Genomic DNA, 23,894 nt, shown 5'->3' on the forward strand with positions numbered 1-23,894 from the left:
TAATAATTATGTCGGTTTTTGCTGTTACTGGGTGTGCGGGCTTTATTGGAAGTAACTTGGTGGATAGGCTCCTGCAGAGTGGCCATGAGGTTGTCGGGGTGGATAACTTTTCAACTGGCCAAATCCATTTTTTAGAGGGCGCCTTATTAAATCCTCAATTCAGGCTAATAAAAGACGACTTGTTGAATCTGGATGCCTTGAAGATTGCTTTTGTAGGTTGCGATTTTGTATTTCATTTGGCTGCCAATGCTGATGTACGTTTTGGGACAAATCATCCTCGCAGGGATTTGGAGCAAAATACTATTGCTACATACAATGTTCTAGAGGCTATGCGTTTTAATGGTGTTAAGAAAATTGCTTTTTCTTCAACTGGTTCAGTCTATGGTGAGTCGCCTATGATTCCTACTCCAGAAAATGGTCCATTTCCCATCCAAACATCCCTTTATGGGGCATCTAAGGCCGCGTGTGAGGGTTTAATTTCTGCCTACTGCGAGGGTTTTGGATTTCAATCTTGGATTTTTAGATTTGTCTCTATTTTGGGCGAGCGATATACGCATGGACACATTTTCGATTTTTACCAAAAGCTAAAAAAAGATCAGACTTGTTTGGCAGTTTTGGGCAACGGCAAACAGCGAAAGTCTTACCTCTATGTTCAGGACTGTATCGATGCCATTATGGTGGCTATTGATAAAGCAGGTGAAAAAGTCAATATCTTCAATTTGGGTGTAGACGGCTATGTTGAGGTTAATGATTCCATTGGTTGGATTTGCAATGAATTAGGAGTTAGCCCAAGGCTTGATTATTCTGGGGGGGATAGGGGTTGGATAGGCGACAACCCATTCATTTTTTTGGAAACAAATAAAATCCAAGCGCTAGGCTGGAAGCCAAGGTTTGATATCAAGCAGGGGGTAATACGAACTGTTCAATATCTAAAGAATAATGAATGGGTATTTGATGCGCGGGGCCGGGAGTGAGAGTGTGCGTGCAGGGTCTTTGGCATCTAGGTTCGGTGACGGCGGCATGTTTAGCATCTGTTGGGCATGAAGTAGTGGGATTTGACCCAGATAAAGCCATAATTTCCTCTCTAATTGAAGGTAAGGCTCCGCTCTTTGAGCCTGATCTGAATCCTCTTATTTCTGAGGGTATACAGAGCGGCAAACTTCGATTTACAGGCAATATGAAAAATGCATGTGAAGGTTCAGAGATTCTTTGGGTTACCTTTGACACCCCTGTGAATGAGGATGATGTTGCGGATGTTGATTTTGTAATAAATCAAATTAAATCTGCTGTGATGTTTCTTTCTGATGGTGCATTAGTTTTGGTGTCTTCGCAGCTACCGGTAGGCTCAATAGCAGCCCTAGAAAAATTTTCCAAAGAGCATATACTTGATAAGCATATTTCATTTGCAAGCTCTCCTGAGAATCTAAGGCTTGGCAATGCTCTGAAGGTTTTCCTTCATCCGGATAGAGTTATCGTGGGCGTTCGCTCCCCTGAGGATCGTACTGTCCTGGAAGAATTGCTATTTCCAGTCACTAAGCAAATAGAGTGGATGTCTGTTGAGTCTGCAGAAATGACTAAGCATGCAATCAATTCCTTTCTCGCTACCTCGGTAACTTTTGCGAATGAAATTGCAGCCATTTGTGAGCTGGTAGGAGCTGATGCTAAAGAGGTTGAGTTGGGTCTTAAAACAGAGAGTCGTATTGGGCCTAAGGCCTATTTATCACCTGGGGGGCCTTTTGCTGGAGGTACCTTGGCTCGAGATATTGAATTCCTGGGAAAAATTAGTCAAGAAAGGCTGCTCTCTACACCTTTGCTATCCTCTGTGAGGTTGAGCAATGATGCGCATAAAAAATGGGTGCAGCGCAAGCTGCTTGGGTGTTTTCCAGATTTAAGTGGCCTTCGGGTTGTGGTGTGGGGCCTCACCTATAAAGCTGGCACTGATACTTTGCGAAGATCTCTTAGTGTTGAGCTAATCGATTGGCTGCTGGGTCAAGGCGTATATGTGCAGGTTTATGACCCTGCCGTTAAAGAATTACCAGTTAACTGGGCTAATCGAGTGAAAAAATGCGCTAGCGCTTACGAGAATTTGGAGGAAATGCAGGTATTAGTAGTTGGAACAGAGTGGCCCCAATTCAAAAATGAGGCGCGCATAATATCTGAGTTTGCGCAATCTAATTTATTGATAATAGACCCTAATCGCCATTTACAGGGATGTCTCGGGGACGCCGACTTTCCCTATTTATCGGTTGGATCTCGGCAATTAATTTGAGGCTCAAATGAAAAGAATATTAACAAATAAGGTGGCTATCATTACGGGAGCTAACCAGGGTCTTGGATTAGAAATTGCAAAGAAATATGCTGCTGCTGGATCAAATCTTATGTTGTGTGCCCGCAATGGCGCTTTACTAGATAAGGCTTTAGAGGAAGTAAAAAAGTATGCCGCAAAAGATCAAGTTGTTTTGGCTCGGCAGGCAGATGTTTCAAGTGAAAAAGAAGTAAATGATGTGGTTGACTCAACACTCAAGCAATTGGGGGCATGTCATATCCTAGTAAACAACGCAGGAATATATGGGCCTAAGGGTAACATTGAGGAAGTGGATTGGGTTGATTGGATGAGGGCTATTGAGATTAATATTTGTGGATCTGTATTAATGTGCCGGAAAGTGATACCCCACTTTAAAAAACAGCGGTATGGCAAAGTAATTCAATTATCTGGCGGTGGCGCAACTAATCCATTGCCAAAAATTAGCGCTTATGCAGCATCAAAAGCAGCGATTGTGCGATTTGCAGAAACTCTTGCTGAGGAGGTTAGTGGATTTGGGATTGATATAAATTCACTCGCTCCAGGTGCGCTAAATACCCGTATGCTCCAAGAAATTTTACTAGCTGGCCCAGACGTAGTTGGTCAAGACTTTTATGAGAGATCTCTAAAGCAACAAGAATCAGGAGGTGCTTCAATAGATCTTGCGGCAGAGCTAGCGCTATTCCTGGGTTCATCCCTCAGTGATGGTATTACAGGAAAATTAATTAGTGCTGCTTGGGATAATTGGAGAGAGTGGCCTGACCATATTAATGAACTTGAAAGTTCTGATGTTTATACTTTGCGAAGAATTATTGGTCGTGATCGAAATATAAGCTGGGGCGATAATTAAGCAATATCAATGAGCAACAATTGATTGAATAATAAAGAGGAGTAGATAATTAATGCCTAGCGAAAAATATAAGAAAATTCTTAAGGAAAAATTTCCCCTTCTTTTCAAGACTTGTGGATCATTTTTGAGGAAGTTAAAAACTCTAAGTCTGCCTAGAATCATTCTGCAAATATCACCTAGGGACGTGTATTAGCTCGAAGCAATTCCTCCAATGATGACTCTTCACAAAGCCGTAGATTACATGCGAAATAAGGATGTATTAGAAGATGCTTTACATACTATTTACGATTCCGCAATGCATGAGATTTTAAGCTTCATGAATATAAATAAAAACGCCTTTTAAGAATAGGGTTAGATGACTATAGATACGCATTTATTTAAAGTAGGCATTATTGGGTGTGGGCTAATAGGCCAAAAGAGAGCAAATGCATTGGGTGCTGCCGGTCAGTTAATAGCTTGCGCCGATGTTGCCATTGATAAGGCTGTCGCACTCGCTAATCGTTTTGATGCCAGATCATTTAGCGATTGGAAGGATTTAATTTCTATTAATGAGATTGATATCGTGATCGTCTCTACGCTGCATGACTCTCTGGCAGAAATTACTTTGGCAGCGGTTAATGCTGGAAAAAATGTATTAGTGGAAAAGCCAGCCGCAAAAACTAGTGCTGAGTTAGAGGCAATTCTTCTGGCATTGCAGAAAAGTAATTCTAAGGTTCACGTAGGATTTAATCACCGCTACCATCGGGCGCTAAGAAAATCCAAAGAGATTGTTCTTTCTGGTGCTTTGGGTGAGTTAATGTTTATACGTGCACGCTATGGACATGGCGCACGTTTGGGGTATGAAAAAGAGTGGCGCGCCGATCCTAAGTTATCGGGTGGAGGAGAGTTAATTGACCAAGGCCCTCATTTAATCGACCTCTCACGTTGGTTTTTAGGTGATTTTTCTGAAATTGATGGTTTTGCTAATACTTTTTATTGGGATATGCCAGTTGATGACAATGGATTTATGTTGTTAAAGACGCCAAAAAAGCAAGTGGCTTTTTTACATGCCTCTTGTACTGAATGGAAAAATCTTTTTTCAATGGAGATCTATGGCAGGGGTGGAAAATTAGATATAACTGGATTGGGCGGTAGCTATGGGTTGGAGAGGTTGACATATTACAAAATGCTTCCTCAAATGGGGCCGCCAGAGACCACATCCTGGGAGTACCCCATGGGAGATGATTCATGGGCTATTGAGATGGCTGAATTTTATGATGATATTCGCTTAGATCGCGCCCCTTCCGCAAGTTTGAATGATGCTTATCATGCTCTAAAAATTATTGAGAAAATTTATAAGGATTCTGGATATGATCATCGCGCGTAGTCCCCTGCGTATCACTTTGGGAGGTGGTGGAACCGATTTAGCTTCCTACTATGAAGAGCATGAGGGTTTCTTGATTGCGGCAGCAATTGATAAATATGTTTATGTAACTGTCACACGTCCTTTTACAGAAGGCATTTATCTTAAGTACAGTCAGTTAGAACATGTGGAGAAAATTGCGGAGGTGCATCATCCTATTATTAGGGAGGCCTTAGGTGTGATGGGTTTTCGTACTCCACAAGTAGAAATTACGACACTTGCGGATATTCCTGCGGGAACGGGCCTTGGTTCCTCAGGTAGCTTTACTACCGCCTTACTTAAAGCGCTCTACACTCATCGAAAACGGCATATTCATCAAGAAGAATTGGCTGAGTTGGCCTGTCATATTGAGATCGAACTTCTTGGGGAGCCAATTGGTAAGCAAGATCAATATATTGCGGCAGTAGGAGGTTTAACTTGTTTCACTTTCCATAGAGATGGAAAAGTTACGGCTGCCCCCTTAATGATCAGCATGGAGACTATGTTTGATCTTGAAGATAATCTACTACTCTTTTTTACTGGATTTTCTAGAAGTGCGAGCGGTATCTTAAGGGATCAAAAGGCAAGGTCACAGAAGAATGATGCGGATATGATTGCGAATCTTCATTATGTAAAAGATTTGGGGCACCGAAGTAAAGCAGCGCTAGAGGATGGGGATACTAATTTATTTGGTGAGCTCATGCATGAGCATTGGGAGCATAAAAAACGCCGATCAGGTGGTATGAGTAATTCGCAGATAGACGATTGGTATCAATTGGCGATAAATAATGGTGCGATTGGTGGAAAGTTGGTTGGTGCCGGAGGCGGTGGATTTTTGATGTTTATGGCAAAAGACCGCAATCAATTGCGAAAGGCTATGGCTGCCGCCGGGCTAGAAGAAGTGCGCTTCAAATTTGATTTTGAAGGTGCCAAAGTTATGATGTCCTCCTGATGTTCCCTGTTGCAATATTGGCCGGTGGTTTGGCAACGCGCCTACGCCCTATAACCAATCAGATTCCCAAGTCGCTTATTGAGGTGGCTGGACAGCCATTTATCTTTCACCAACTGGAATATCTTCGTAAGCAAGGTATTAAATCAGTTGTTTTGTGTGTTGGATTCTTGGGTGAAATGATTGAGGATTTTGTGGGTGATGGATCTAGATGGGGTATGAATATTAGTTACTCGCTAGATGGGCCATCTCTTCTTGGAACGGGAGGCGCAATTAGGCAAGCACTACCATTGCTTGGGGAGCATTTTTTCATTCTATATGGCGACTCCTATTTGCCTGTTGATTTTTCTGCTGTGGAAAAAACCTATAAAAATAGTGGCAAAAGAGGATTAATGACTGTACTAAGGAATCAAAATCGATGGGATAAGAGTAATGTCGAATTTAGCGCCGGTCAGATTATTGAATATAACAAGTCAACGATTAGACCTGAAATGCATTACATCGACTATGGGTTGGGGTTATTGCAGCGATCTACGATTGCAGCTTATTCTACACTGCAGTCATTTGATCTTTCGAAAGTTTATAATGATCTATCCTTATCTGGTGAATTAGCTGGTTATGAAGTTTTTGAAAGGTTTTATGAAATTGGCTCTCTTCAAGGTATTGAGGACACCCAATCCTATCTGATTTCTAATTGCAGGCCGTCTAATGATTGATTTATCTATAGTTATCCCTATATACCGATCTGAAAATTCTATTAGAGAGCTTCACCAAAGATTGGTAGATCAATTAAATAAGATTTATATTGAATTTGAGATAGTTTTTGTTGAGGACTGCGGCGGGGATAATTCGTGGAATATCATCAAAGATCTTGTTGCGGATGACGTTCGGGTTTGTGGAATGCGAATGAGTCGAAATTATGGCCAACATAACGCTTTATTGGCTGGCATTAGGGCTGCACGTGGAAATTTGATAGTTACGGTTGATGATGACCTTCAGCACCCCCCAGAAGAAATCCCCAGACTCTTAACAGAACTTCAAAAAGGGTTTGATGTAGTTTATGGCTTCCCTCAGAGGGAACAGCATGGGTTTTTTAGGAACATAGCATCACAAATCACAAAAATTGCGTTACAAAAATCGATGGGAGCCCAGACTGCTCGGCATGTCAGTGCTTTTAGGGTCTTCAAGACAGAGCTTCGCGATGCTTTTAAGGACTTCACCGGCCCATCCGTAAACATCGACGTATTATTAACTTGGGGTGCGGCTAAATTCTCGGCAATACCGGTCAAGCATGACGAGCGGAAGTATGGGGCATCTAACTACACTACGCGAAAGTTGATACAACATGCAATTAACATGGTAACTGGTTTTTCAACCATCCCCTTAAAAATAGCAGGAATACTAGGATTCCTTTTTTCAATTTTTGGCATTCTTGTACTTGCTTATGTTTTAAGCCAATACCTTCTCCATGGATCGATTGTTCCCGGTTTTGCATTCATTGCATCAATTGTGGCAATATTTTCTGGCGCCCAGTTATTTGCCTTAGGAATTATGGGCGAATATTTGGCTAGAATTTATCAGCGAACGATGGAGAGGCCTGCATACGTGATAAGGGAGTCTGTATAGGCGCGAGTAAGGAGTTTGTGTATTTCCTGAAAAAGCCTAATCTAGTTGGCAAGAATACTACGCTAGTGAGCTAAGGCGTAAAGTTGGTTTTTAATTACAGCTGTCATTCATCCCATTAGGTATCGCGATTAATCTGCATAGGTACAATTAGATTTTGATGCAAAAAGCATCATTCCTAGTGATGCATTTAAAGATATTTTTTGGCTTAGGCGTTTGAAAATCTAATTCGATACTTTGGGAGAGGAAGAAAGGGGGATCTAAAGCCATTTTCTTCGATGTAGGCCTCAGTTATTTTTAAAATGCCCTCCCCGCATATGATGAAAGGCTCACCATTTCTTAGAAATATAATTTTTCCAGGGTCCCTATTTTCAATTTTTAGATTAGCAGACTCTTCGGCTGCGATAATGCGAATTAGTTTCCCATCATAAAATGTTGACGCCCCCTTGTATGGAAACCCTACAGCATCAATTAATCTACGAATCTCCCCGGCTTTTCTACTCCAATCTATTTTATAGTCCTCTTCATCACGCCATACGCTATAACTAGATTCACTTTCAGCTTGCTCTGATGCTTTTAGAATTTCGCCCTTCAATAAACTTGTGAGAACAAAATCTGCGCATTTGATATAGTTCTCATGATTAATTTGAATAGCATCGTAGATTTTTATTGGATAAGAAATTTTAGATTTAAACTGTGTAATAATCGCGCCGGTATCGTAGTCATTTGCACCAAATAATGCAGTAACACCTATTTCTTTTTCTTCGTTTATCAAAGCGTTAACTAATGGGGAAAAGCCTCTATATTTTGGTAGGAGAGAATCATGAAAAATAATCAAATTTTCGGGTGGATGATTAATTAACCAGCGCCAAGATATTGCTATCGCATATTTCGTTTTAATTCCTGAAAACTCTGACTTTTTAACGCACGGAATTTTCTCTTCTTCACAAAAATTTATAATCTCACCTTCAAAATCTTTTGCAATCGCTTTATCGCTCCCAACTACTACTAAATTAAATAGGGACCTATATTTTTTTGACATTACCTTTAAAAAATTAAAGCCTTTCTCGGTCATTAAAAAAAATGTTACCGAATTTTCTTGATTCAGGTGTTTTTTAGGATTTATCTCGTAGGGCATTGGCTATAAATAAGGTCGTTGTAGTTGTGATATTAAATTAAGGGTAAAATAGTCGTAAAGTATATTAATTCTTTAATGAAAATATCGCATTAAATAATGAGGTTTGTCACTAATATAACAATTTGTAGTAGCGTACGGTAATAATAAGTTCGCAAAAGATCATTTATTAAATATTAAAAAAGCCAAATAGAAATAGTGATTCCATTTAATAAGCCCCATCTAACTGGCGATGAGCTGGATAATATCAGTAAGGCCCATTTAAATGGGCAATTAGCTGGGGATGGGGCGTTCACAAAATCCTGCAATGCTTGGCTTGAGAAGTCAATTGGTTGCGAAAAAGCATTGCTAACACATTCGTGTACTGGCGCACTGGAAATGGCGGCCATTCTTGCAAATATTCAACCGGGTGATGAGGTAATTATGCCCTCCTATACATTTGTATCAACAGCCAATGCTTTTGTATTGCGTGGGGCAACCCCAATTTTTGTTGATATAAGACCCGATACTCTTAACTTAAACGAAAAACTTATCGAGTCATATATTTCATCAAAGACAAGGGCCATCATTCCAGTTCACTATGCTGGTGTTGCCTGTGAGATGGATCGAATTATGGAGTTGGCTAATTTACATAATTTGCTAGTTATTGAAGACGCTGCTCAGGGTGTTCAAGCCACCTACAAAGGTAGATCTCTAGGTGGAATTGGAAATTTGGGCGCAGTAAGCTTTCATGAGACTAAAAATATTATTTCGGGTGAGGGCGGAGCACTTTTTATTAATGATTCAAAATTAGCCGAACGTGCAGAAATTATTAGAGAAAAAGGCACAAATCGCAGTCAATTTTTTCGGGGGCAGGTAGATAAATACACGTGGGTGGATATAGGCTCCTCTTACCTTCCAGGGGAAATAGTTGCAGCTTTCTTGTTGGCGCAAATGAATAAAGCCGAATCCATCACAAAGCGTCGTCTGGAGATATGGAGTCGATACCACGAAGCTTTTGAGGGGATTGAGAAAATCGGCCGCATTAGGAGGCCTATAGTGCCAGAATGGTGTGGTCATAATGGACATATTTACTATCTTTTAATGCGAAATTTAAAGGATAGAACAAATTTTATTAGCGCAATGCGTCAGCGTAATATAAATTGCGTTTTTCATTATGTCCCCCTTCACGCCTCTCCGCAGGGAAAGAAGGCTGGTAGAGCTTACAGTAACTTGTCTGTGACAGAGGATATTGCTGATCGGATAGTTAGATTACCCCTATGGATCGGGCTTGAGACAAAGCAGGATTACATTATTAATCAGGTGCTGGATGTATTAAAAACAATTTAGTGGGCTGTAAATGAAATTTAAATGAATAAGTGCAAATTAAAAAACGAGGGATGTGTGTCTAACAAATCAGCAGAGAGAATTCAGTTTGGTATATTGCTAATTACAGCAGCGATCGTTTTGTGGGTTATTTTTGAATCTCATAATTTACGTCCCATAGCCGACGATTATTGTTTTGGGGCAATGTCAGGGGAATTTGGCCTATTTGGCGGAGTCTTTCTCATGTGGAATGTATGGTCAGGCTTTGTATCGCAAAACTTCATAACATTTCTTTTGGTGGGCATGCCTCTTGCATTTCTACCTTTTGATATTGCCTCTGCTATTTGTTTTATTTTTACCGCATTTGGTATGGGTGCAGTAGTGCTTGCTGTTAATAGGTCGATTCAATCGCCATTGAAGCTAGGTTGGGACTGGCTAGTTTTTATAGCTTTTTTGTGGTGGGTGTTTCTGTGGGCAACTTTTGCCTTAGGTATCCAAAATACAAATCTTTCCACGGCAAATGACTACAATCTAAGCTCTATAGTTAGCGCCTTAACATTCTGGCAAAATGTTAATTCTGCTTACGTTGTGCCACTACAGATAATATTCATTGCATTAGCAATCGGTTGGTCTTTCTCCAACCAAAGACGCTATCCATATTCTTCATTTTTGATTCCTCTAGTTATCGGGGCTTTCTCTGGCGGCGTTGCACCAGTGCAAATGGTTTCATTGCTGCTGGTTGCCTGCATGATTGCTGCATGTATATTTTTCATGCCTAAGACTAGAGATTTGAATCGTAATTTTTGGATTATTTTAAGTGTCGCGATTTTGGTTAGCGGGCTTATTTGTGGATTATTTTCACCGGGCAATGCTGTACGATCAGCGATCCTTAAGCCAAATTTTGAATTTACAGTTGAAAGGATTGCATTTCTTCTTAAGGTCACTTCAAAACAGGGTATTGGAAACTGGGTTAGAGGTTATTTTAATATTGGTAGTCTAATAATTTTAATATTGGCTACCGGCTATTCATTTTTTTCATTGACACGTAACAATCAAGAGCGTGCAATAAAGATTCTCATTGTTGCAGTTTCATTTAGTTTGTTTGCTTTGGTGCTTAGTTTGGCAACAAGGCTTTCCCAAGAATTTAGTGGCATTGCTTACTGGCATCACACGAGCTCTTTGGTTTGTGTATTCATCTCGATCATTTTTTTTGGTATCTGGATTGGCATAATTATTAAAGATGTCAACAATTTCTTTGTTGGTCGAGGCATGTGCGTTTTTTTCATATTTGCCCTAATTCTTGGAATTATGGCAAATATGAAAATGGTTGAGAGCATTAAATTGCGGCATGCGGCTTGGGTAAAAGGCCCTGCATCTATTAACGGGGTTATTGATACAGATAATCCAGAAGAGTTTCAGATGGGGTGTTGGCGCAAGCTTAATTCTCAAAGATCTCACCCAATTACACGCTCGCCGTAAGTGTTGTGTTATCTGGGCGCAATCTTCAAATACTTTTATTTTCATTAACACTTTATTGAAGCAAGTGAATTTTTTATGCATATAGGCTGCATTCTGAATTCACTGCGTCTAAAAGGCAATGTATCTCTATAATGTTTATAATTATTTATTAATGCTGAAAATAATAGGAAATGTTTAAAGAATAGAATAAAATATTTCCCAATAAATCATCTAATTAAAAAAACAAAGGCTATTTTATGGGTTATGCAAAGCAACATTTGAATGAAGCGGTTGAAATCATCGAAAAAATGGATGTAGCCGCAATTGAAAAAATGGCAGATCTTTTGGCTCAAGTTAAGGCAGATAATGGTCGAATCTTTTTCTTGGGTGTAGGAGGTAGCGCGGGCAACTGCTCGCATGCCGTAAATGATTTTCGGAAAATCGTTGGCATTGAGTCTTATGCCCCAACTGATAACGTATCGGAGTTGACTGCACGTACAAATGATGAGGGGTGGGCTTCAATTTTTATTGAATGGCTAAAAGTTAGCAAAATTACCCCTAAAGATATGCTATTCATTTTTTCTGTTGGTGGCGGTAATCTAGAAAAAAATATCAGCCCTAATTTAGTTGAGGCTTTGAAATTTGCCAAGTTAATCGGCTCTAAGGTAATCGGCGTGGTAGGTCGTGATGGGGGGTATACCGCCCAAGTTGCCGATGCTTGCGTGATTGTTCCAACGGTGAATGCTGATAATGTGACCCCACATTCAGAGGCTTTTCAGGCAGTGGTATGGCACCTCTTGGTTTCGCACCCCAAGTTAAAAGCAAATCAAACTAAATGGGAGTCTACGGCTAAATAAGCTGCAGATATAAATCCATTGAGGCGTGCAGTTTTTTTAGATCGGGATGGAGTGCTAAATCGGGCAATCGTACGCGATGGTATGCCCTATCCTCCAGCCTCTTTATTAGAGCTAGAAATATTGCCTGGTGTTCAGGACGCTCTCCAACAACTACATGATGCAAATTACTTATTAGTGGTTGTGACCAATCAACCTGATGTGGCAAGAGGTATATCCAAGAGGGAGGATATTGAACTAATTAATGCTTTTTTGTCTTCTCAATTGCCAATAGATGACTTTAAGACTTGCTATCACGATAGCGGGGACTGCTGTAGCTGTAGGAAGCCACTGCCTGGTGCGTTATTTGAGGCGGCTCAAGAACATAATATCGATTTATCCAAAAGCTTTATGGTTGGCGATCGATGGCGCGATATTGAAGCGGGTACTTCTGCCGGATGTAAAACCTTTTTTATCAATTATCGATATGCGGAACAAAAACCAGATGCGCCTGATTTTATCGTTTCATCTTTATTAGAAGCAAAAAAAATTATCCTTGGAGAGTTTTAAATGAAAAAAGTAGAAGATTTAAAAGTAAAGATTTTTGCTGATGGGGCTGACAAAGCCGGTATGCTTGAGATGTATGAAAAACCTTATGTGAAAGGTCTGACTACCAATCCTACTTTAATGAAAAAGGCGGGCATTACAGATTACAGAGCTTTTTGTAAGGATATTCTTACATCAATTAATGACAAACCACTCTCGTTTGAAGTATTTTCTGACGATTTTGCAGAAATGGAACGTCAAGCATTGGAGATTGCCAGTTGGGGTGATAACGTATATGTAAAAATCCCTGTCACCAATACTAAGCAAGAGGCTTGTTACGATTTAGTAGAGAAGCTTGCAAATCAAAGGGTTAAGTTAAACGTAACGGCGTTGATGACTCTTGATCAGGTGCGAAATGTGGTTACATCGTTGAATCCAAACATTCCCAGCTATGTTTCCGTCTTTGCCGGCCGCATTGCTGATACTGGATATGATCCAGTCCCCCTGATGACTGCTGCAGTTGAGATATTGAAAGCAGCACCTGCAGCTGAATTGATTTGGGCGAGTCCACGCGAGTTATTGAACATTTTTCAGGCTGATGAAATCGGATGCCATGTTATTACAGTTACCAATGACATTCTGAAAAAGCTATCTTTAGTAGGATATGATTTGGATGAATATTCACTTGATACTGTAAAGATGTTTTATGCCGATGCTGTTGCTGCAGGCTATAAGCTTTAATTAATTCTATACTAAGTGCAAACTTTATTGAGTGTAGTCATCACCTCATTTAATGAGAGTGTCTACCTCGATAAAATATTCACGGATATTTCAAGGCAGGATTTCGACTGCAATTCCTTTGAAATACTTTTTCTTGAGGCAGGAAGTGATTCTCACACGCGTGCTCTCAAGGCGCTTGGAAATTTATCCAAGATCTTAAAATATTGGCATGTTCCAGGTTTATCTAGAACTGCATCCTTAAACTTTTTGATTAAAGAAGCTTCCGGTAGTTTGATTGTGCGGCTTGATGCAAGGACTCATATCAACCCTGATTATTTAAGTAAGATTTATACACTTGCCCGAAGGGAAAAGGTTGCCAACGTTGGAGGTGTACAAATTCCCATTGGTGATTCTAAGTCACAAAAATTGATTGCGTTGATCATGTCTCACCCCTTTGGATTGGGGGGTGGTAAATTTCGAGATAAAATTTATAAAGGCGATGTCGATTCACTTTATCTAGGTGCATTTAGTCGGAGATATATGCCTGAGCAACCCTGGTTTGATGAGAGGCTGCCAAAAATCAGCGAAGATTCAGATCTAAACTTTCGCTTAAGAAAAGCCGGGGGGCGCGTTATTCTTGATTCAAGTGTTATTGCCTGGCATTATCCCCGTGAAAGTCTTAAAACTTTTTTTAGGCTTTGCTTTAATTATGGAGTTGGTCGTGGATTATTTTTAATGAAGCACCGTCAGTTTTCTGCGCCACGGCAGCTAGTGCTTCCTGTCGCCTTTTTAATTGCATTGTCATTATCGGGGTTAGGTGTAATTTACCCATTCCTATATTCATTATTATTTATTGGCATCTTTTCTTACTTAGCCCTCATTCTTTTGATTTCCTTCAGGGCTCGAGATAGAAGTTTTCGGGATGCATTTTTCCTAACCTCAGGTTTTGTAGGATGTCATTTTTTCTGGACGATTGGGTTATTTTACGCCTTGATAATTTACAGATAATTTTTTATCCGCGCTAAAGGCGAATTACATTAAACATAATATGAAGATAAATATAATTGGTGGCAGTGGATTTATTGGTACAAGATTATCAAATATTCTTATTGGAAAAAATCTACCATTTACTATTATTGATAAAGTCGTAGGATTTTCATTCCCCGAGCGAACTCGTAAAGCGGATATACGATCATTAGAAGACTTAAGGAGGTCAATTGATCGTGATGCAGTATTGATAAATTTAGCAGCAGAGCATCGTGATGATGTAAGCCCTCCAAGCCTATATGATGCAGTAAATGTTCAGGGTGCACGAAATCTTTGTGAAATTGCCACTGAGACGGCGGTTAAAAAAATTATTTTTACTAGCTCAGTAGCTGTATATGGTTTTGCTCCATTGGGGACCGATGAAGCTGGTGCAATTCTTCCATTTAATGACTATGGTCGGACCAAGTGGGAGGCTGAAGAGATCTATAAGCGTTGGCAATCAGAGGATCCTAAAAATAGGACCCTAGTTATTATCCGTCCCACTGTTGTTTTTGGGGAAAGAAATCGCGGCAACGTATTTAATTTACTTAGGCAAATTGCTTTAGGTAAATTTGTTATGGTTGGCGATGGCTTCAACCGAAAGTCAATGGCCTACGTTGAAAACGTCGCAGCTTTCTTGGAGCATTCATTGGTTTTCAAGCCAGGTATACACATCTACAACTATAGCGATAAGCCAGATTTTACGATGAATTCTCTGATTACTCATGTTAATAATTTATTGGGCAGGCCCTCTAAGATTAAGTTTAGGCTACCATTCTTTCTTGGGCTTTTGGTTGGATCTGGCTTCGACCTAGTCGCAAAATTTACTGGAAAAAAATTTCCCATCAGTGCGATTAGAGTTAAGAAATTTTGTTCTAATTCAGTGTATGAATCAAGTATTAAAACAACCGGATTTATTCCTCCCGTTTCTTTAATTGAGGCGATTGAGAGGACTGTGAATTTTGAGTTTATTGAGGGCAATAAGAATGATCAGGTTTTTTATTCGGAATAGTGATTTCATGCTTACATACTTTAATTTGTATGCAAGTAGTTTCGAATCAAAGGATTGCGATCAAATTACGCTAGATGATCACCTTACTTTGCGAGCCAATTTCAGCTTGCAGTGCACCTTAAAAAGCAGCGCTAGTATCGCTTTATGTGCTTTTCTTCTTTAAGTCCGCATCCATTTTGGGGTCTTAAATTTCACAATTCTAGAGTAAATCCATACATAACTTATTACAAATAGCGCGTAAGCGCCCATGAGGATATGAGTTGATTGCCACCACAAGACGGCTGGTGTGACAGAAAGTCCTGCTAAAAGCCACAGGTAAGGTGCCGTTCTGGCATTTGCTGAGAATGTGCTATTGAAGTGCTTAGCATGTAAGATTCTGCGGTAGATTAGCGTATGAAAATGAATTCCATCAGGGGCGCCCGGACTTTTCTTTTGATGAACCCTTCTTCGATAAATGCTGAAGAGGGTTTCCATGATGGGATAACCATTAATGAGTAGGGCGAACCAGGGAGAAACAGTTGGATTCCTGAAACATAGTAGGATACTTAAGCATGCGATCCAAAAGCCAATAAGATAAGCGCCGCCATCACCTAAAAAGATTAGTCCATTAGGATAGTTCCAGATAAAAAACCCTAAAATTGCCGCTGCCATGACTATGGCAAGAAAAATAATCGTAGCGTCACTTACGTGGTAACCAACATAGGTAATGGCCAATAAAGTAATAACCCCCACCATGCTTGAGAGGCCATTAAAACCGTCAATTATGTTATAGGCATTTGCTAATCCAGTAATAGCAAAAACTGTAAAGATGATTCCAAAAAATGGAATAGTAAACAATAAATTCAGTAAAGGATCTCCCAAGGAAACAACTTCTATTCTGAGGAGATAAATTACGCAGCTTGCAGACACGGCTGTGAGAAGTAGGCGATGCCTTACGCTAATTTTCTTAGTCAGGTCTTCGGTCAGGCCAATAGCAAAAGCTGGAATTGCGCAAACTATTAGAGTCAGTCCAATATATCCCGGTCCGATGTTGCTGGCTTTTATAAGGGTGCCAGCAACAATACCAAAGGCAATGCTAATACCTCCAATCCTCGGGACTACAGAGTTGTGAAATTTTTGAGGCCCAGATAAATCCCGATCACCAGAATATTGCTCATGTAAATGCTTAAAGCGAATAATCAATAGGGTTACAGCAAACGAGGTGAGAAACGCAACTATTAATCCAGACATAAGTTAATTATAGATGTTACAAGCTATTTTTAGGTCTAATAAATCATATTTTTGGCTAATTATGATGAATTTTCTAGAAATTTTAGGTTCAATTACTAATAATTTTTGTTTGCTTTATTTTACGAATTATTTAACTGCTGGGAGGTTTAATGTTCTTTTTTATCTATTTTGGTAAAATGAGAATCGCACTAAAAGCTTTCCCAAAAACGTAGGCGAACTTTTTTCCTCTACAAATCTTTAAATGGGCTGTGATGATTGAGAAGCGCGGCAGTAAATTTTTAAAGTTTGTGGATCGGTATATCGGTCTTTTAATTTTATTAGCTCTCTCATTTAGCTTGAGAGTCAAACGGCAATTATTCCCAACAAAGCCTTCAGTTTCTGGAGCCATACTTTTGGTTTGTTTTGGCGCTATTGGGGACTTAATTGTTTTAACTACAGCGGCCCGCCAAATTCTAACTGGTCGCAAAGTCTATCTTGCCTGTTCAAAACTAAACCTCCCTTGCGCTAAGTTATATGAAGGTTTTTACGCTGGTATTTCTGCGGTAGATATTCGTAACCCATTATCTTTGTTAAAGGTCTGCAAAGAATTTCGTATTAGTCAAATTGTAGATAGTACTCAGTGGGCAAATATTGGCCCGATGCAAACTGGTATTGCAGTCCTTTTTTCTTCTCATATGAGCAGCATTGGCTTTAAAACGCATAGTGCCATTCGAAACTCTACTTATGATTTAGTTGTTGACCACTTAGGCGACATTCATGAGGTTGCAAATTTTATGAATTTGCTGGCTGGCCGCCTGATTGTGAATAGCAACAGTCAGCTGCCAACACTTTTGCCCAATCTTTATCAGGTCAAATCATGTGTACCTACGCGTAAAGTGCTTTTGCATATGTGGCCATCTGGTAATAGGGCCTATTTAAAAGCTTGGCCTTCAGCTTATTGGCAAGAGCTGGCTCAGTATCTAGTAAATGCTGGCTATTCAGTCTATATAAGTGGAGCCCCTGTTGACTATCCTTCAGCGACTCATTTCATTGAGCGCACAGGGCTACCTTTGATCAATTTGGCTGGCGCCTTAGATTTGAAATCTCTCTTATATTTTTTTAGTGAAGAGATTGAGTTTGCTGTATCGGTGAATACAGGCATTTTACATCTCTTGGTAGAGGCGGGGGTGCCTGTTATTGGCTTGCATGGGGGCGTTAACCCAGAGCGCTGGGGCCCTCTTGGTGCAAATACAGTTTCTTTATTGCCCCAATCCGGTAAGAGTGCTTATTTAAACTACGGCTTTGAGTATCCGGAAAGTGATTCCGAGGCATATTCACTCGATAAGTTAACTGTTGAGCAAGTCATTGAGGCTATCGAGAATCTTCATACTAAGGGATAATATCTTTTTATGAACCGATCAATTAGGCTTTCAGCCCCTTGGGTGCCATATCTTGTAAGGCTGGCGGATGCCTCCATGATTCTATTGGCGGGCTTTGTTGCATTAAAGATTCGCCTAGTTCTTAATGTGGCCATTGATTTTCCTGTAGATTTATCTGGCTACTATGCCATGGGAACTATTGCCGCAATTTTATTTGCCGCATTACCAGCCAATGTATATCGTTCTTGGCGAGCTGCCGAGTTGCCAGCCATGCTATCCGGTATAGCTGGCCGGTGGCTTGCTATTGTTAGCCTGATTCTCTTGTGGCTATTTGTTGTGAAGGCTGCTAATGATTTCTCACGTATTTGGTTCGTAGCTTGGGCATTTACTGCTATGGTTTTTTTGTGGATTGAACGCTGCGTAATATATTTATTCTTGCGTTTTTTGCGTCATCGCGGTTTCAATTTACGCCATATTGCATTAGTGGGTGACGGTCCTGCTGCTAAGAAATTAGAGGGGCAGCTGGAAGTTTCTGGATGGAGCGGTTACACCATTGCACTTTATATTAAAAATATAGATGGCCATACCCTAAGGCAATTAGAAACGGCTCAAGTGGATGAAGTTTGGCTGGCATTACCACTTAGTGACGAGCTTGTAATTCGCAAGGTATTGGATACCCTGAGGCATAGCGCTGCAACTATTCGTTTTGTCCCGGATTTATTTGCTCTTCGTTTAATTAATCATGGCGTAACTGATGTTCTTGGTATTCCGATGTTTGATTTATCCGCCTCTCCAATGACTGGGGTTAATCAGCTATTAAAATGGTGTGAGGATAAAATTATCTCTATCTTGATTTTGTTATTCATTAGTCCGCTCATGCTGTTCTTGGCGATTGGGGTGAAACTTTCTTCACCAGGCCCTATTTTCTATCGCCAAGAGCGAATTGGCTTAAACAATAAACCTTTTAATATGTTGAAGTTTCGGTCAATGCCTGTTGATGTAGAAGTTGATGGTGTTCAGTGGGGAGGATCTGCGGCAAAGACAACTACTGCTTTTGGCCAATTTATACGACGAACTAGTTTGGATGAATTGCCTCAATTTTTAAATGTTCTTATTGGGGATATGTCTATCGTAGGGCCTCGCCCAGAGCGACCAATCTTCGTTGAGCAATTTAAGGAAGAGATTCCTGACTATATGAAAAAACATTTAGTTAAAGCGGGTATCACTGGATGGGCACAGATACATGGTTGGCGCGGCGATACGGACTTAAAGACGCGCATTGAATACGATATCTACTATATTGAGAATTGGTCCCTGTGGTTGGATATAAGGATTATTGTGATGACAATTTTTAAGGGTTTTATCAATAAGCATGCATATTGATTAAATATATGTGACTTAACGTTTTAATTTATTAAGGCACCAAACTTAAAAACAAATACTCAAAGAAAATAATTAGGTGTACCACGCCTTGAAGTAGGGTTGTTCTGCCAATTGCTAGTGTGAGCGCTCCAATAAAGAAGGTGAGATACATTAGCGTCATGTTGAGATCGCTAATTCCAAGGCTGAGTGGGAGGTTGAAGTAAATAGCAATTCCAGCAATGGTTGGTATGGATAGTCCAATACTGGCTAATGCTGAACCAAGCGCCAAGTTCAAGCTACTTTGCAATCGATTGGCTTTGGCTGCTCGAATAGCTGCATAACCCTCGGGCAATAAAACCAACATTGCAATCGCGATACCTACAATCGCCTTGGGTGCATCAGCAGCTTTTACGCCTGCCTCGATCGCTGGGCTAAGCAATTCAGCAAGACCTACAACAATAATTAAAGAAATGATTAATAGGATTACGCTAATGGTTGTTTTCAGATTACTTGGCTTGAGCGCATGAAAGTTAATATCGGTTTTTTTATCTTCTGCTTGAGGTAAATAGTAGTCGCGATGACTGACTGTTTGGAAGAATAAGAAAGCGGCATAGAGCGCGAAAGAAGCAATGCCTGCAAAAGCAAGCTGGCTCTTGGTGAAATCAGGTCCTGGCGTACTAATAGTTACAATCGGCATTACCAGAATGAATGTGGCTAACGCAGTGAGCACTGCTAAAGAAGAATTGGTGCCTTCATTGCGGAATGTCAGCTCATGATGATGTAAGCCGCCAACAAAGATGCATAAACCAATCACACCATTAATCACAATCATCACAGTAGCAAATACTGCATCTCTTGCAATAAATTGCGAGCCATCATGACCAGAAAGCATCATCGAGATGATTAAAGCTACTTCGATGATGGTGACGCTAATGGCCAGTATGAGCGCGCCATAGGGCTCGCCAGTCTTGTGGGCCACTACTTCTGCATGATGTACCGCTGCAAGCACGCCACCAATCAGGACACATGCCATGACGGCAATAAACCAGGTTTGACTGGTAAGCTCGCCAAGAGGAAGTGTCATACGTATGCCTGCGTTAATGAGGGATTGCTATTAAGATAGCTTCATTATCCAATGATTAAGCGGTCTTAAGGAATTTTTTGATATGAAGGCAATTATCTTATTTGGTCATGGTGCTCGAGACAGTCGTTGGCGTGAACCATTTGATCGCCTTGCAGATCTCTGGCGTGTTCGGCAATCTGGCGTGCCTGTGGAACTGGCTTTTTTGGAGATGATGCAGCCTACTATAGAGGATGCGGTAGCTTCTTTAGTTTCTCAAGGTGCTACGCAAATTACAGTGGTGCCTGTATTTTTTGGTCAGGGCGGCCATTTACGTAATGACTTTCCAGTATTGCTAGATGCTTGTAAGTCTAAATATCCAGCAATTGCTTTAAGCGCGACGCCTGCTGTCGGCGAGGATTTGGCTGTCTTGCAAGCTATTGTTGATTTCGGGGCGAGGGCTCTCTAAGCTGCCTTCTGGCTGCACTGCGTTTCTGAGTGCTTCACCAATCATGATGAGTGCTGGGGAGTTGCGATCAAACCATTGATCTGCTTTGCCGTTAGCTAATTCATGTAGCGTACTGCTCCAAAGTCGCTCGCGTGGTGTCGATACCGCCTCTAGTATTTGCACACGCGTATTTACCGTTTGATTGGTACTTTGTTCAATGAGCTGCTGAGCAATCTTTGCAGCATCTTTGCGACCCATGTAGTACACCAGAGTATCAGCGCTAGGATTGCTCATCGGTTGCAACTTTTCTTGGCCTAGCGATTCATTGCTACCTTCAGCTGCTTGAGCCAGGGTAATAAAAGCAACGCTCCTACTCACTCCGCGTAGGGTCAGGGATTGCTGTAGGCTTGCTGCACCAGCCAAGGCTGCGGTAATGCCTGGAATAACTTCAACATCGATACCCATATTCTTGAGGGCCTGTATTTCTTCATCAGCGCGACCAAAGAGCATAGGATCTCCGCCTTTGAGGCGAATGATCAATTGGTGCTTTTGTGCAGCATCTACTAGACGTTTATTAATAAACTGCTGCGCAGAGGAGAGCTTGCCACAACGTTTACCAACAGGCACTAAGATTGCTTGAGGGCAGAGCTGCAGCATTTCTGGTTCAACCAAAGCATCATGAAACACAATATCCGCTTGCGCTAGCAACTTAGCGCCACGCACAGTAATTAAGTCAGCAGCGCCAGGCCCAGCGCCTACTAAATAGACTTTACCGAAGGACGGGATATTGCTTGTCATGAGGATGGATTTCTTTTTTTGCTTAATTAGTTGCTAACAAACTTCGTTTGCCGCGCCAACTATTTTGCGTCGTCACTGAAAACAAATCAAATTGCTGAAGTGCAACATTAAGATCTTGATCATGACGTAGTGCAAAACTATCAAAACCTACTCTTGCACCTTGTAAGAGTTGGTCGATCAATACATCACCAATCATCCGAATTTCCTTATTCCAGCCCAAGCGATCGCGCAATAGGGCGGCAGTGCTAAAGCTTCTACCATCTCTAAAGATCGGAAAGTAGGCCGCAACGAGAGGCCAGTATTGTTTACCGGCTTCTATAAGTTCGGCATGCTTGAGAATGTCATCATCAGTCGCAAACCAAACACCAATCTGACCATTTTTTGCCTTAGCAATGACATCGGCTTCATGGTGGCGTTCAATCCACCAAGTAAATGGAGCTAATACCTTATGGGCCTCGTGCTCCAGGTCTGGTAAGCCACCTTCATCTTGGCTACCACTCCATACAAGCCATTCATTAGCAGCAAGCGCTGGCTTGCCACCTTTAGGAAAGTGCACGATTTCCTGATGGGATGCAATTAAATGAGCAGAGCTTGTATTGGTGTTGCTCATGATGCATCTCCCGCAGCAACTTTATCACCTACCTCATCTTTTTTCTTAGCGTTCTCGAGTTTGTCCTTATAGGCAGCCTCTTTAAAAGGCGCTACACCTAGACGGCGATAGGTGCTAATGAAGGATTCATCTTCAGTACGCTCTTTTACATACGTATTGATGATGTTGGTAATGACATTAGGTATCTCATCAGCATAGAAAGAAGGCCCAATGACTTTGCCAATAGCAGCATCATTGCCTTGCTCGCCGCCTAAAGTAATTTGATACCACTCCTCACCATCTTTATCGACACCTAAAACACCAATATTGCCAACGTGATGGTGTCCGCAAGAGTTAATGCATCCTGAGATGTTAAGAGAAATACCTCCTAGATCAAACAAATAATCTAAATCATCAAAACGCTCCTGAATTGCTTTAGCAATTGGGAGGGATTTAGCATTGGCAAGCGAGCAGAAATCACCACCTGGACAGGCAATGATGTCAGTGAGCAGGCCGACGTTTGGCAAAGCCACTTTTTGCCTTTTCGCTTCTTGCCAGAGTTCATATAGCTTGGATTGCTCAACATCAGCCAAGACTAAGTTTTGTTCATGGGTGGCACGCAATTCACCAAAGCTATATTGATCCGCTAGATCTGCAATTGCCAACATTTGTGCAGTAGTCACATCACCAGGAGCAACCGTACCATGTGGCTTGAGTGACAAGATCACGCTGGTATAACCGGGAACTTGATGTGACTTTACGTTTCGCTCAATCCAACGTGCAAAAGCAGCCTTCTCAGCTTCGGTAGCAAGGTCAATGACTTGCGCAGCGCTTAACGCAGTCAAGCTCTTATAGGCTGGCTTAGTAAAGTGCTGAGCAACCCGGTTCCACTCTGCTTGTGTGAAGTTATCATCACCATTTTTGATGTGTAGCCATTCACCTTCTACTTGGCGGGCAAATTCTTCAGGGCCTAAGGCTTTGACCAAAATCTTAATGCGTGCCTTGTAGAGGTTATCTCTTCTGCCAAAGCGGTTATATACACGCAGCAAGGCAGTGAGATAGCTTGGCAAGACATGCCATGGAAGGTCTTGTTTGATGAGAGAGCCCAGGATTGGTGTGCGACCCATGCCGCCACCTGCATAAATATCGGCAGTTAATTCATTGTTGGTATTTTTCTTGAGCTCAATGCCAACATCATGACAAAGTAATACGGTGCGATCTTCTTTGGCGCCATTCACGGCAAACTTAAACTTGCGTGGTAAATGAGCGAATTCAGGATGTAACGTTGACCACTGACGCAAGAGTTCGCAAACTGGACGGGGGTCAACATACTCATCACCAGCCACTCCTGCAAAAGCATCGCTTGTAATATTTCGAATGCAGTTGCCCGATGTTTGGATGGCATGCATTTCTACTTTAGCTAGTTCAGCCAAAATATCGGGAGTGTCTTCTAGTGTTACCCAGTTGTATTGAATATTTTGACGTGTGGTGAAGTGACCGTAACCACGGTCATATTTTTCTGAGATGAGTGCTAAGGTGCGCAATTGCTTAGCGCTAAATAATCCGTAGGGGATGGCAACGCGCAGCATAAATGCGTGGCGTTGGTGATACAGACCATTTTGAAGGCGAATAGGGCGGAATTCTTCTTCTGCCAAAGTGCCATTGAGGCGTCTAGATACTTGATCTCTAAATTGGGCAACCCGTTGGTCTACCAGGGTCTGGTCAATGTGGTCATATTTATACATATGCCACGATTGTCGAAGGTTTTTTATATACTTTCAAATACTGAAAAATCCTTTTTATATATCTAAATAGATATATAGATAATTCATCCCTTGCTTTTAAGCCTTGCTAAAGGGGTTTTTAAATTTTCACAAAGGAAGCGGTATATTTTAAGGTCCAAAAGAGG

At 41.1% G+C, this 23,894-nt stretch carries 23 protein-coding genes; 17 read left to right on the forward strand and 6 right to left on the reverse strand.

What is annotated here, in order from left to right; genetic code table 11:
- Positions 1-8: 8 nt before the first annotated feature.
- The 7 genes from PKF022_RS01810 (at position 9) to PKF022_RS01840 (ending at position 7,108) form a co-directional block, all read left to right on the forward strand.
- Positions 9-974, forward strand: coding sequence for an NAD-dependent epimerase/dehydratase family protein (locus tag PKF022_RS01810; protein WP_281776986.1), 966 nt, complete (start codon positions 9-11; stop codon positions 972-974).
- A complete protein-coding gene (locus tag PKF022_RS01815; protein WP_281776987.1) occupies positions 971-2,269 on the forward strand; it encodes a nucleotide sugar dehydrogenase in 1,299 nt (432 codons plus the stop codon). The genes PKF022_RS01810 and PKF022_RS01815 overlap by 4 nt, the downstream gene beginning before the upstream one ends.
- A 7-nt stretch (positions 2,270-2,276) precedes the next feature.
- On the forward strand, positions 2,277-3,152 hold the full coding sequence (locus PKF022_RS01820) for an SDR family oxidoreductase (RefSeq protein ID WP_281776988.1): 876 nt from the start codon (positions 2,277-2,279) through the stop codon (positions 3,150-3,152).
- 355 nt (positions 3,153-3,507) lie between these two features.
- Positions 3,508-4,518 (forward strand): Gfo/Idh/MocA family oxidoreductase, encoded by a 1,011-nt coding sequence (locus PKF022_RS01825; protein ID WP_281776989.1) that lies wholly within the window; start codon positions 3,508-3,510, stop codon positions 4,516-4,518.
- A complete protein-coding gene (locus PKF022_RS01830) occupies positions 4,502-5,485 on the forward strand; it encodes a GHMP kinase (protein WP_281776990.1) in 984 nt (327 codons plus the stop codon). Before PKF022_RS01825 ends, PKF022_RS01830 begins: the two co-directional genes overlap by 17 nt.
- The gene (locus tag PKF022_RS01835) at positions 5,485-6,198 is read left to right on the forward strand and encodes a nucleotidyltransferase family protein (RefSeq protein ID WP_281776991.1); all 714 of its coding nucleotides are present in this window, start codon (positions 5,485-5,487) and stop codon (positions 6,196-6,198) included. Before PKF022_RS01830 ends, PKF022_RS01835 begins: the two co-directional genes overlap by 1 nt.
- Positions 6,191-7,108 carry a glycosyltransferase family 2 protein gene (locus PKF022_RS01840; RefSeq protein WP_281776992.1) on the forward strand — a complete coding sequence of 306 codons (918 nt, stop codon included), beginning with the start codon at positions 6,191-6,193 and terminating at the stop codon, positions 7,106-7,108. The genes PKF022_RS01835 and PKF022_RS01840 overlap by 8 nt, the downstream gene beginning before the upstream one ends.
- A gap of 205 nt (positions 7,109-7,313) precedes the next feature.
- On the opposite strand, the gene PKF022_RS01845 is transcribed toward PKF022_RS01840, so the two are convergent.
- On the reverse strand, positions 7,314-8,243 hold the full coding sequence (locus PKF022_RS01845; RefSeq protein ID WP_281776993.1) for a formyltransferase family protein: 930 nt from the start codon (positions 8,241-8,243) through the stop codon (positions 7,314-7,316).
- Between the two features lie 195 nt (positions 8,244-8,438).
- Here PKF022_RS01845 and rffA point away from each other — a divergent pair, with 195 nt between their 5' ends.
- From rffA to PKF022_RS01880, 7 genes are all read left to right on the forward strand, one after another.
- On the forward strand, positions 8,439-9,569 hold the full coding sequence (gene rffA, locus PKF022_RS01850) for a dTDP-4-amino-4,6-dideoxygalactose transaminase (protein ID WP_281776994.1): 1,131 nt from the start codon (positions 8,439-8,441) through the stop codon (positions 9,567-9,569).
- Positions 9,570-9,590: 21 nt separating this feature from the next.
- Positions 9,591-11,024 carry a hypothetical protein gene (locus tag PKF022_RS01855; protein WP_281776995.1) on the forward strand — a complete coding sequence of 478 codons (1,434 nt, stop codon included), beginning with the start codon at positions 9,591-9,593 and terminating at the stop codon, positions 11,022-11,024.
- Positions 11,025-11,260: 236 nt separating this feature from the next.
- Positions 11,261-11,860 carry an SIS domain-containing protein gene (locus PKF022_RS01860; RefSeq protein ID WP_281776996.1) on the forward strand — a complete coding sequence of 200 codons (600 nt, stop codon included), beginning with the start codon at positions 11,261-11,263 and terminating at the stop codon, positions 11,858-11,860.
- 18 nt (positions 11,861-11,878) lie between these two features.
- Positions 11,879-12,406, forward strand: coding sequence for an HAD family hydrolase (locus PKF022_RS01865; RefSeq protein WP_281776997.1), 528 nt, complete (start codon positions 11,879-11,881; stop codon positions 12,404-12,406).
- Positions 12,407-13,123 carry a transaldolase gene (locus tag PKF022_RS01870; RefSeq protein WP_281776998.1) on the forward strand — a complete coding sequence of 239 codons (717 nt, stop codon included), beginning with the start codon at positions 12,407-12,409 and terminating at the stop codon, positions 13,121-13,123.
- Between the two features lie 27 nt (positions 13,124-13,150).
- Positions 13,151-14,110, forward strand: coding sequence for a glycosyltransferase (locus PKF022_RS01875; protein ID WP_281776999.1), 960 nt, complete (start codon positions 13,151-13,153; stop codon positions 14,108-14,110).
- A gap of 40 nt (positions 14,111-14,150) precedes the next feature.
- Positions 14,151-15,140: an NAD-dependent epimerase/dehydratase family protein gene (locus tag PKF022_RS01880; protein ID WP_281777000.1), complete on the forward strand. Its 990-nt coding sequence runs from the start codon at positions 14,151-14,153 to the stop codon at positions 15,138-15,140.
- A gap of 159 nt (positions 15,141-15,299) precedes the next feature.
- Here PKF022_RS01880 and PKF022_RS01885 read toward each other — a convergent pair whose 3' ends face one another.
- Positions 15,300-16,322, reverse strand: a complete 1,023-nt coding sequence (locus tag PKF022_RS01885; RefSeq protein ID WP_281777001.1) for a glycosyltransferase — start codon at positions 16,320-16,322, stop codon at positions 15,300-15,302.
- Positions 16,323-16,621: 299 nt separating this feature from the next.
- Between PKF022_RS01885 and PKF022_RS01890 the strand changes: the two genes are divergently transcribed.
- Both PKF022_RS01890 and PKF022_RS01895 read left to right on the forward strand, forming a co-directional pair.
- Positions 16,622-17,749 carry a glycosyltransferase family 9 protein gene (locus PKF022_RS01890; protein WP_281777002.1) on the forward strand — a complete coding sequence of 376 codons (1,128 nt, stop codon included), beginning with the start codon at positions 16,622-16,624 and terminating at the stop codon, positions 17,747-17,749.
- Positions 17,750-17,758: 9 nt separating this feature from the next.
- Complete coding sequence (locus tag PKF022_RS01895) at positions 17,759-19,111, forward strand: undecaprenyl-phosphate glucose phosphotransferase (protein ID WP_281777003.1); 1,353 nt, start codon at positions 17,759-17,761, stop codon at positions 19,109-19,111.
- 31 nt (positions 19,112-19,142) lie between these two features.
- Here the strand turns inward: PKF022_RS01895 and PKF022_RS01900 are convergent, their stop codons facing one another.
- The gene (locus PKF022_RS01900) at positions 19,143-20,174 is read right to left on the reverse strand and encodes an ionic transporter y4hA (RefSeq protein WP_281777004.1); all 1,032 of its coding nucleotides are present in this window, start codon (positions 20,172-20,174) and stop codon (positions 19,143-19,145) included.
- 82 nt (positions 20,175-20,256) lie between these two features.
- Between PKF022_RS01900 and PKF022_RS01905 the strand changes: the two genes are divergently transcribed.
- On the forward strand, positions 20,257-20,619 hold the full coding sequence (locus tag PKF022_RS01905; RefSeq protein ID WP_281777005.1) for a CbiX/SirB N-terminal domain-containing protein: 363 nt from the start codon (positions 20,257-20,259) through the stop codon (positions 20,617-20,619).
- Here PKF022_RS01905 and cobA read toward each other — a convergent pair.
- From cobA to PKF022_RS01920, 3 genes are read right to left on the reverse strand one after another with little or no spacing between them, the layout of a single operon-like run.
- Positions 20,542-21,396 (reverse strand): uroporphyrinogen-III C-methyltransferase, encoded by an 855-nt coding sequence (cobA, locus tag PKF022_RS01910; protein ID WP_281777006.1) that lies wholly within the window; start codon positions 21,394-21,396, stop codon positions 20,542-20,544. The genes PKF022_RS01905 and cobA overlap by 78 nt on opposite strands.
- A 22-nt stretch (positions 21,397-21,418) precedes the next feature.
- Positions 21,419-22,006 carry a DUF934 domain-containing protein gene (locus PKF022_RS01915; RefSeq protein ID WP_281777007.1) on the reverse strand — a complete coding sequence of 196 codons (588 nt, stop codon included), beginning with the start codon at positions 22,004-22,006 and terminating at the stop codon, positions 21,419-21,421.
- Positions 22,003-23,730: a nitrite/sulfite reductase gene (locus PKF022_RS01920; protein WP_281777008.1), complete on the reverse strand. Its 1,728-nt coding sequence runs from the start codon at positions 23,728-23,730 to the stop codon at positions 22,003-22,005. The genes PKF022_RS01915 and PKF022_RS01920 overlap by 4 nt, the downstream gene beginning before the upstream one ends.
- Between the last annotated feature and the right edge of the window lie 164 nt (positions 23,731-23,894).

It is taken from the genome of Polynucleobacter sp. KF022 (assembly GCF_027924105.1).
Classification (GTDB): Bacteria; Pseudomonadota; Gammaproteobacteria; order Burkholderiales; family Burkholderiaceae; genus Polynucleobacter.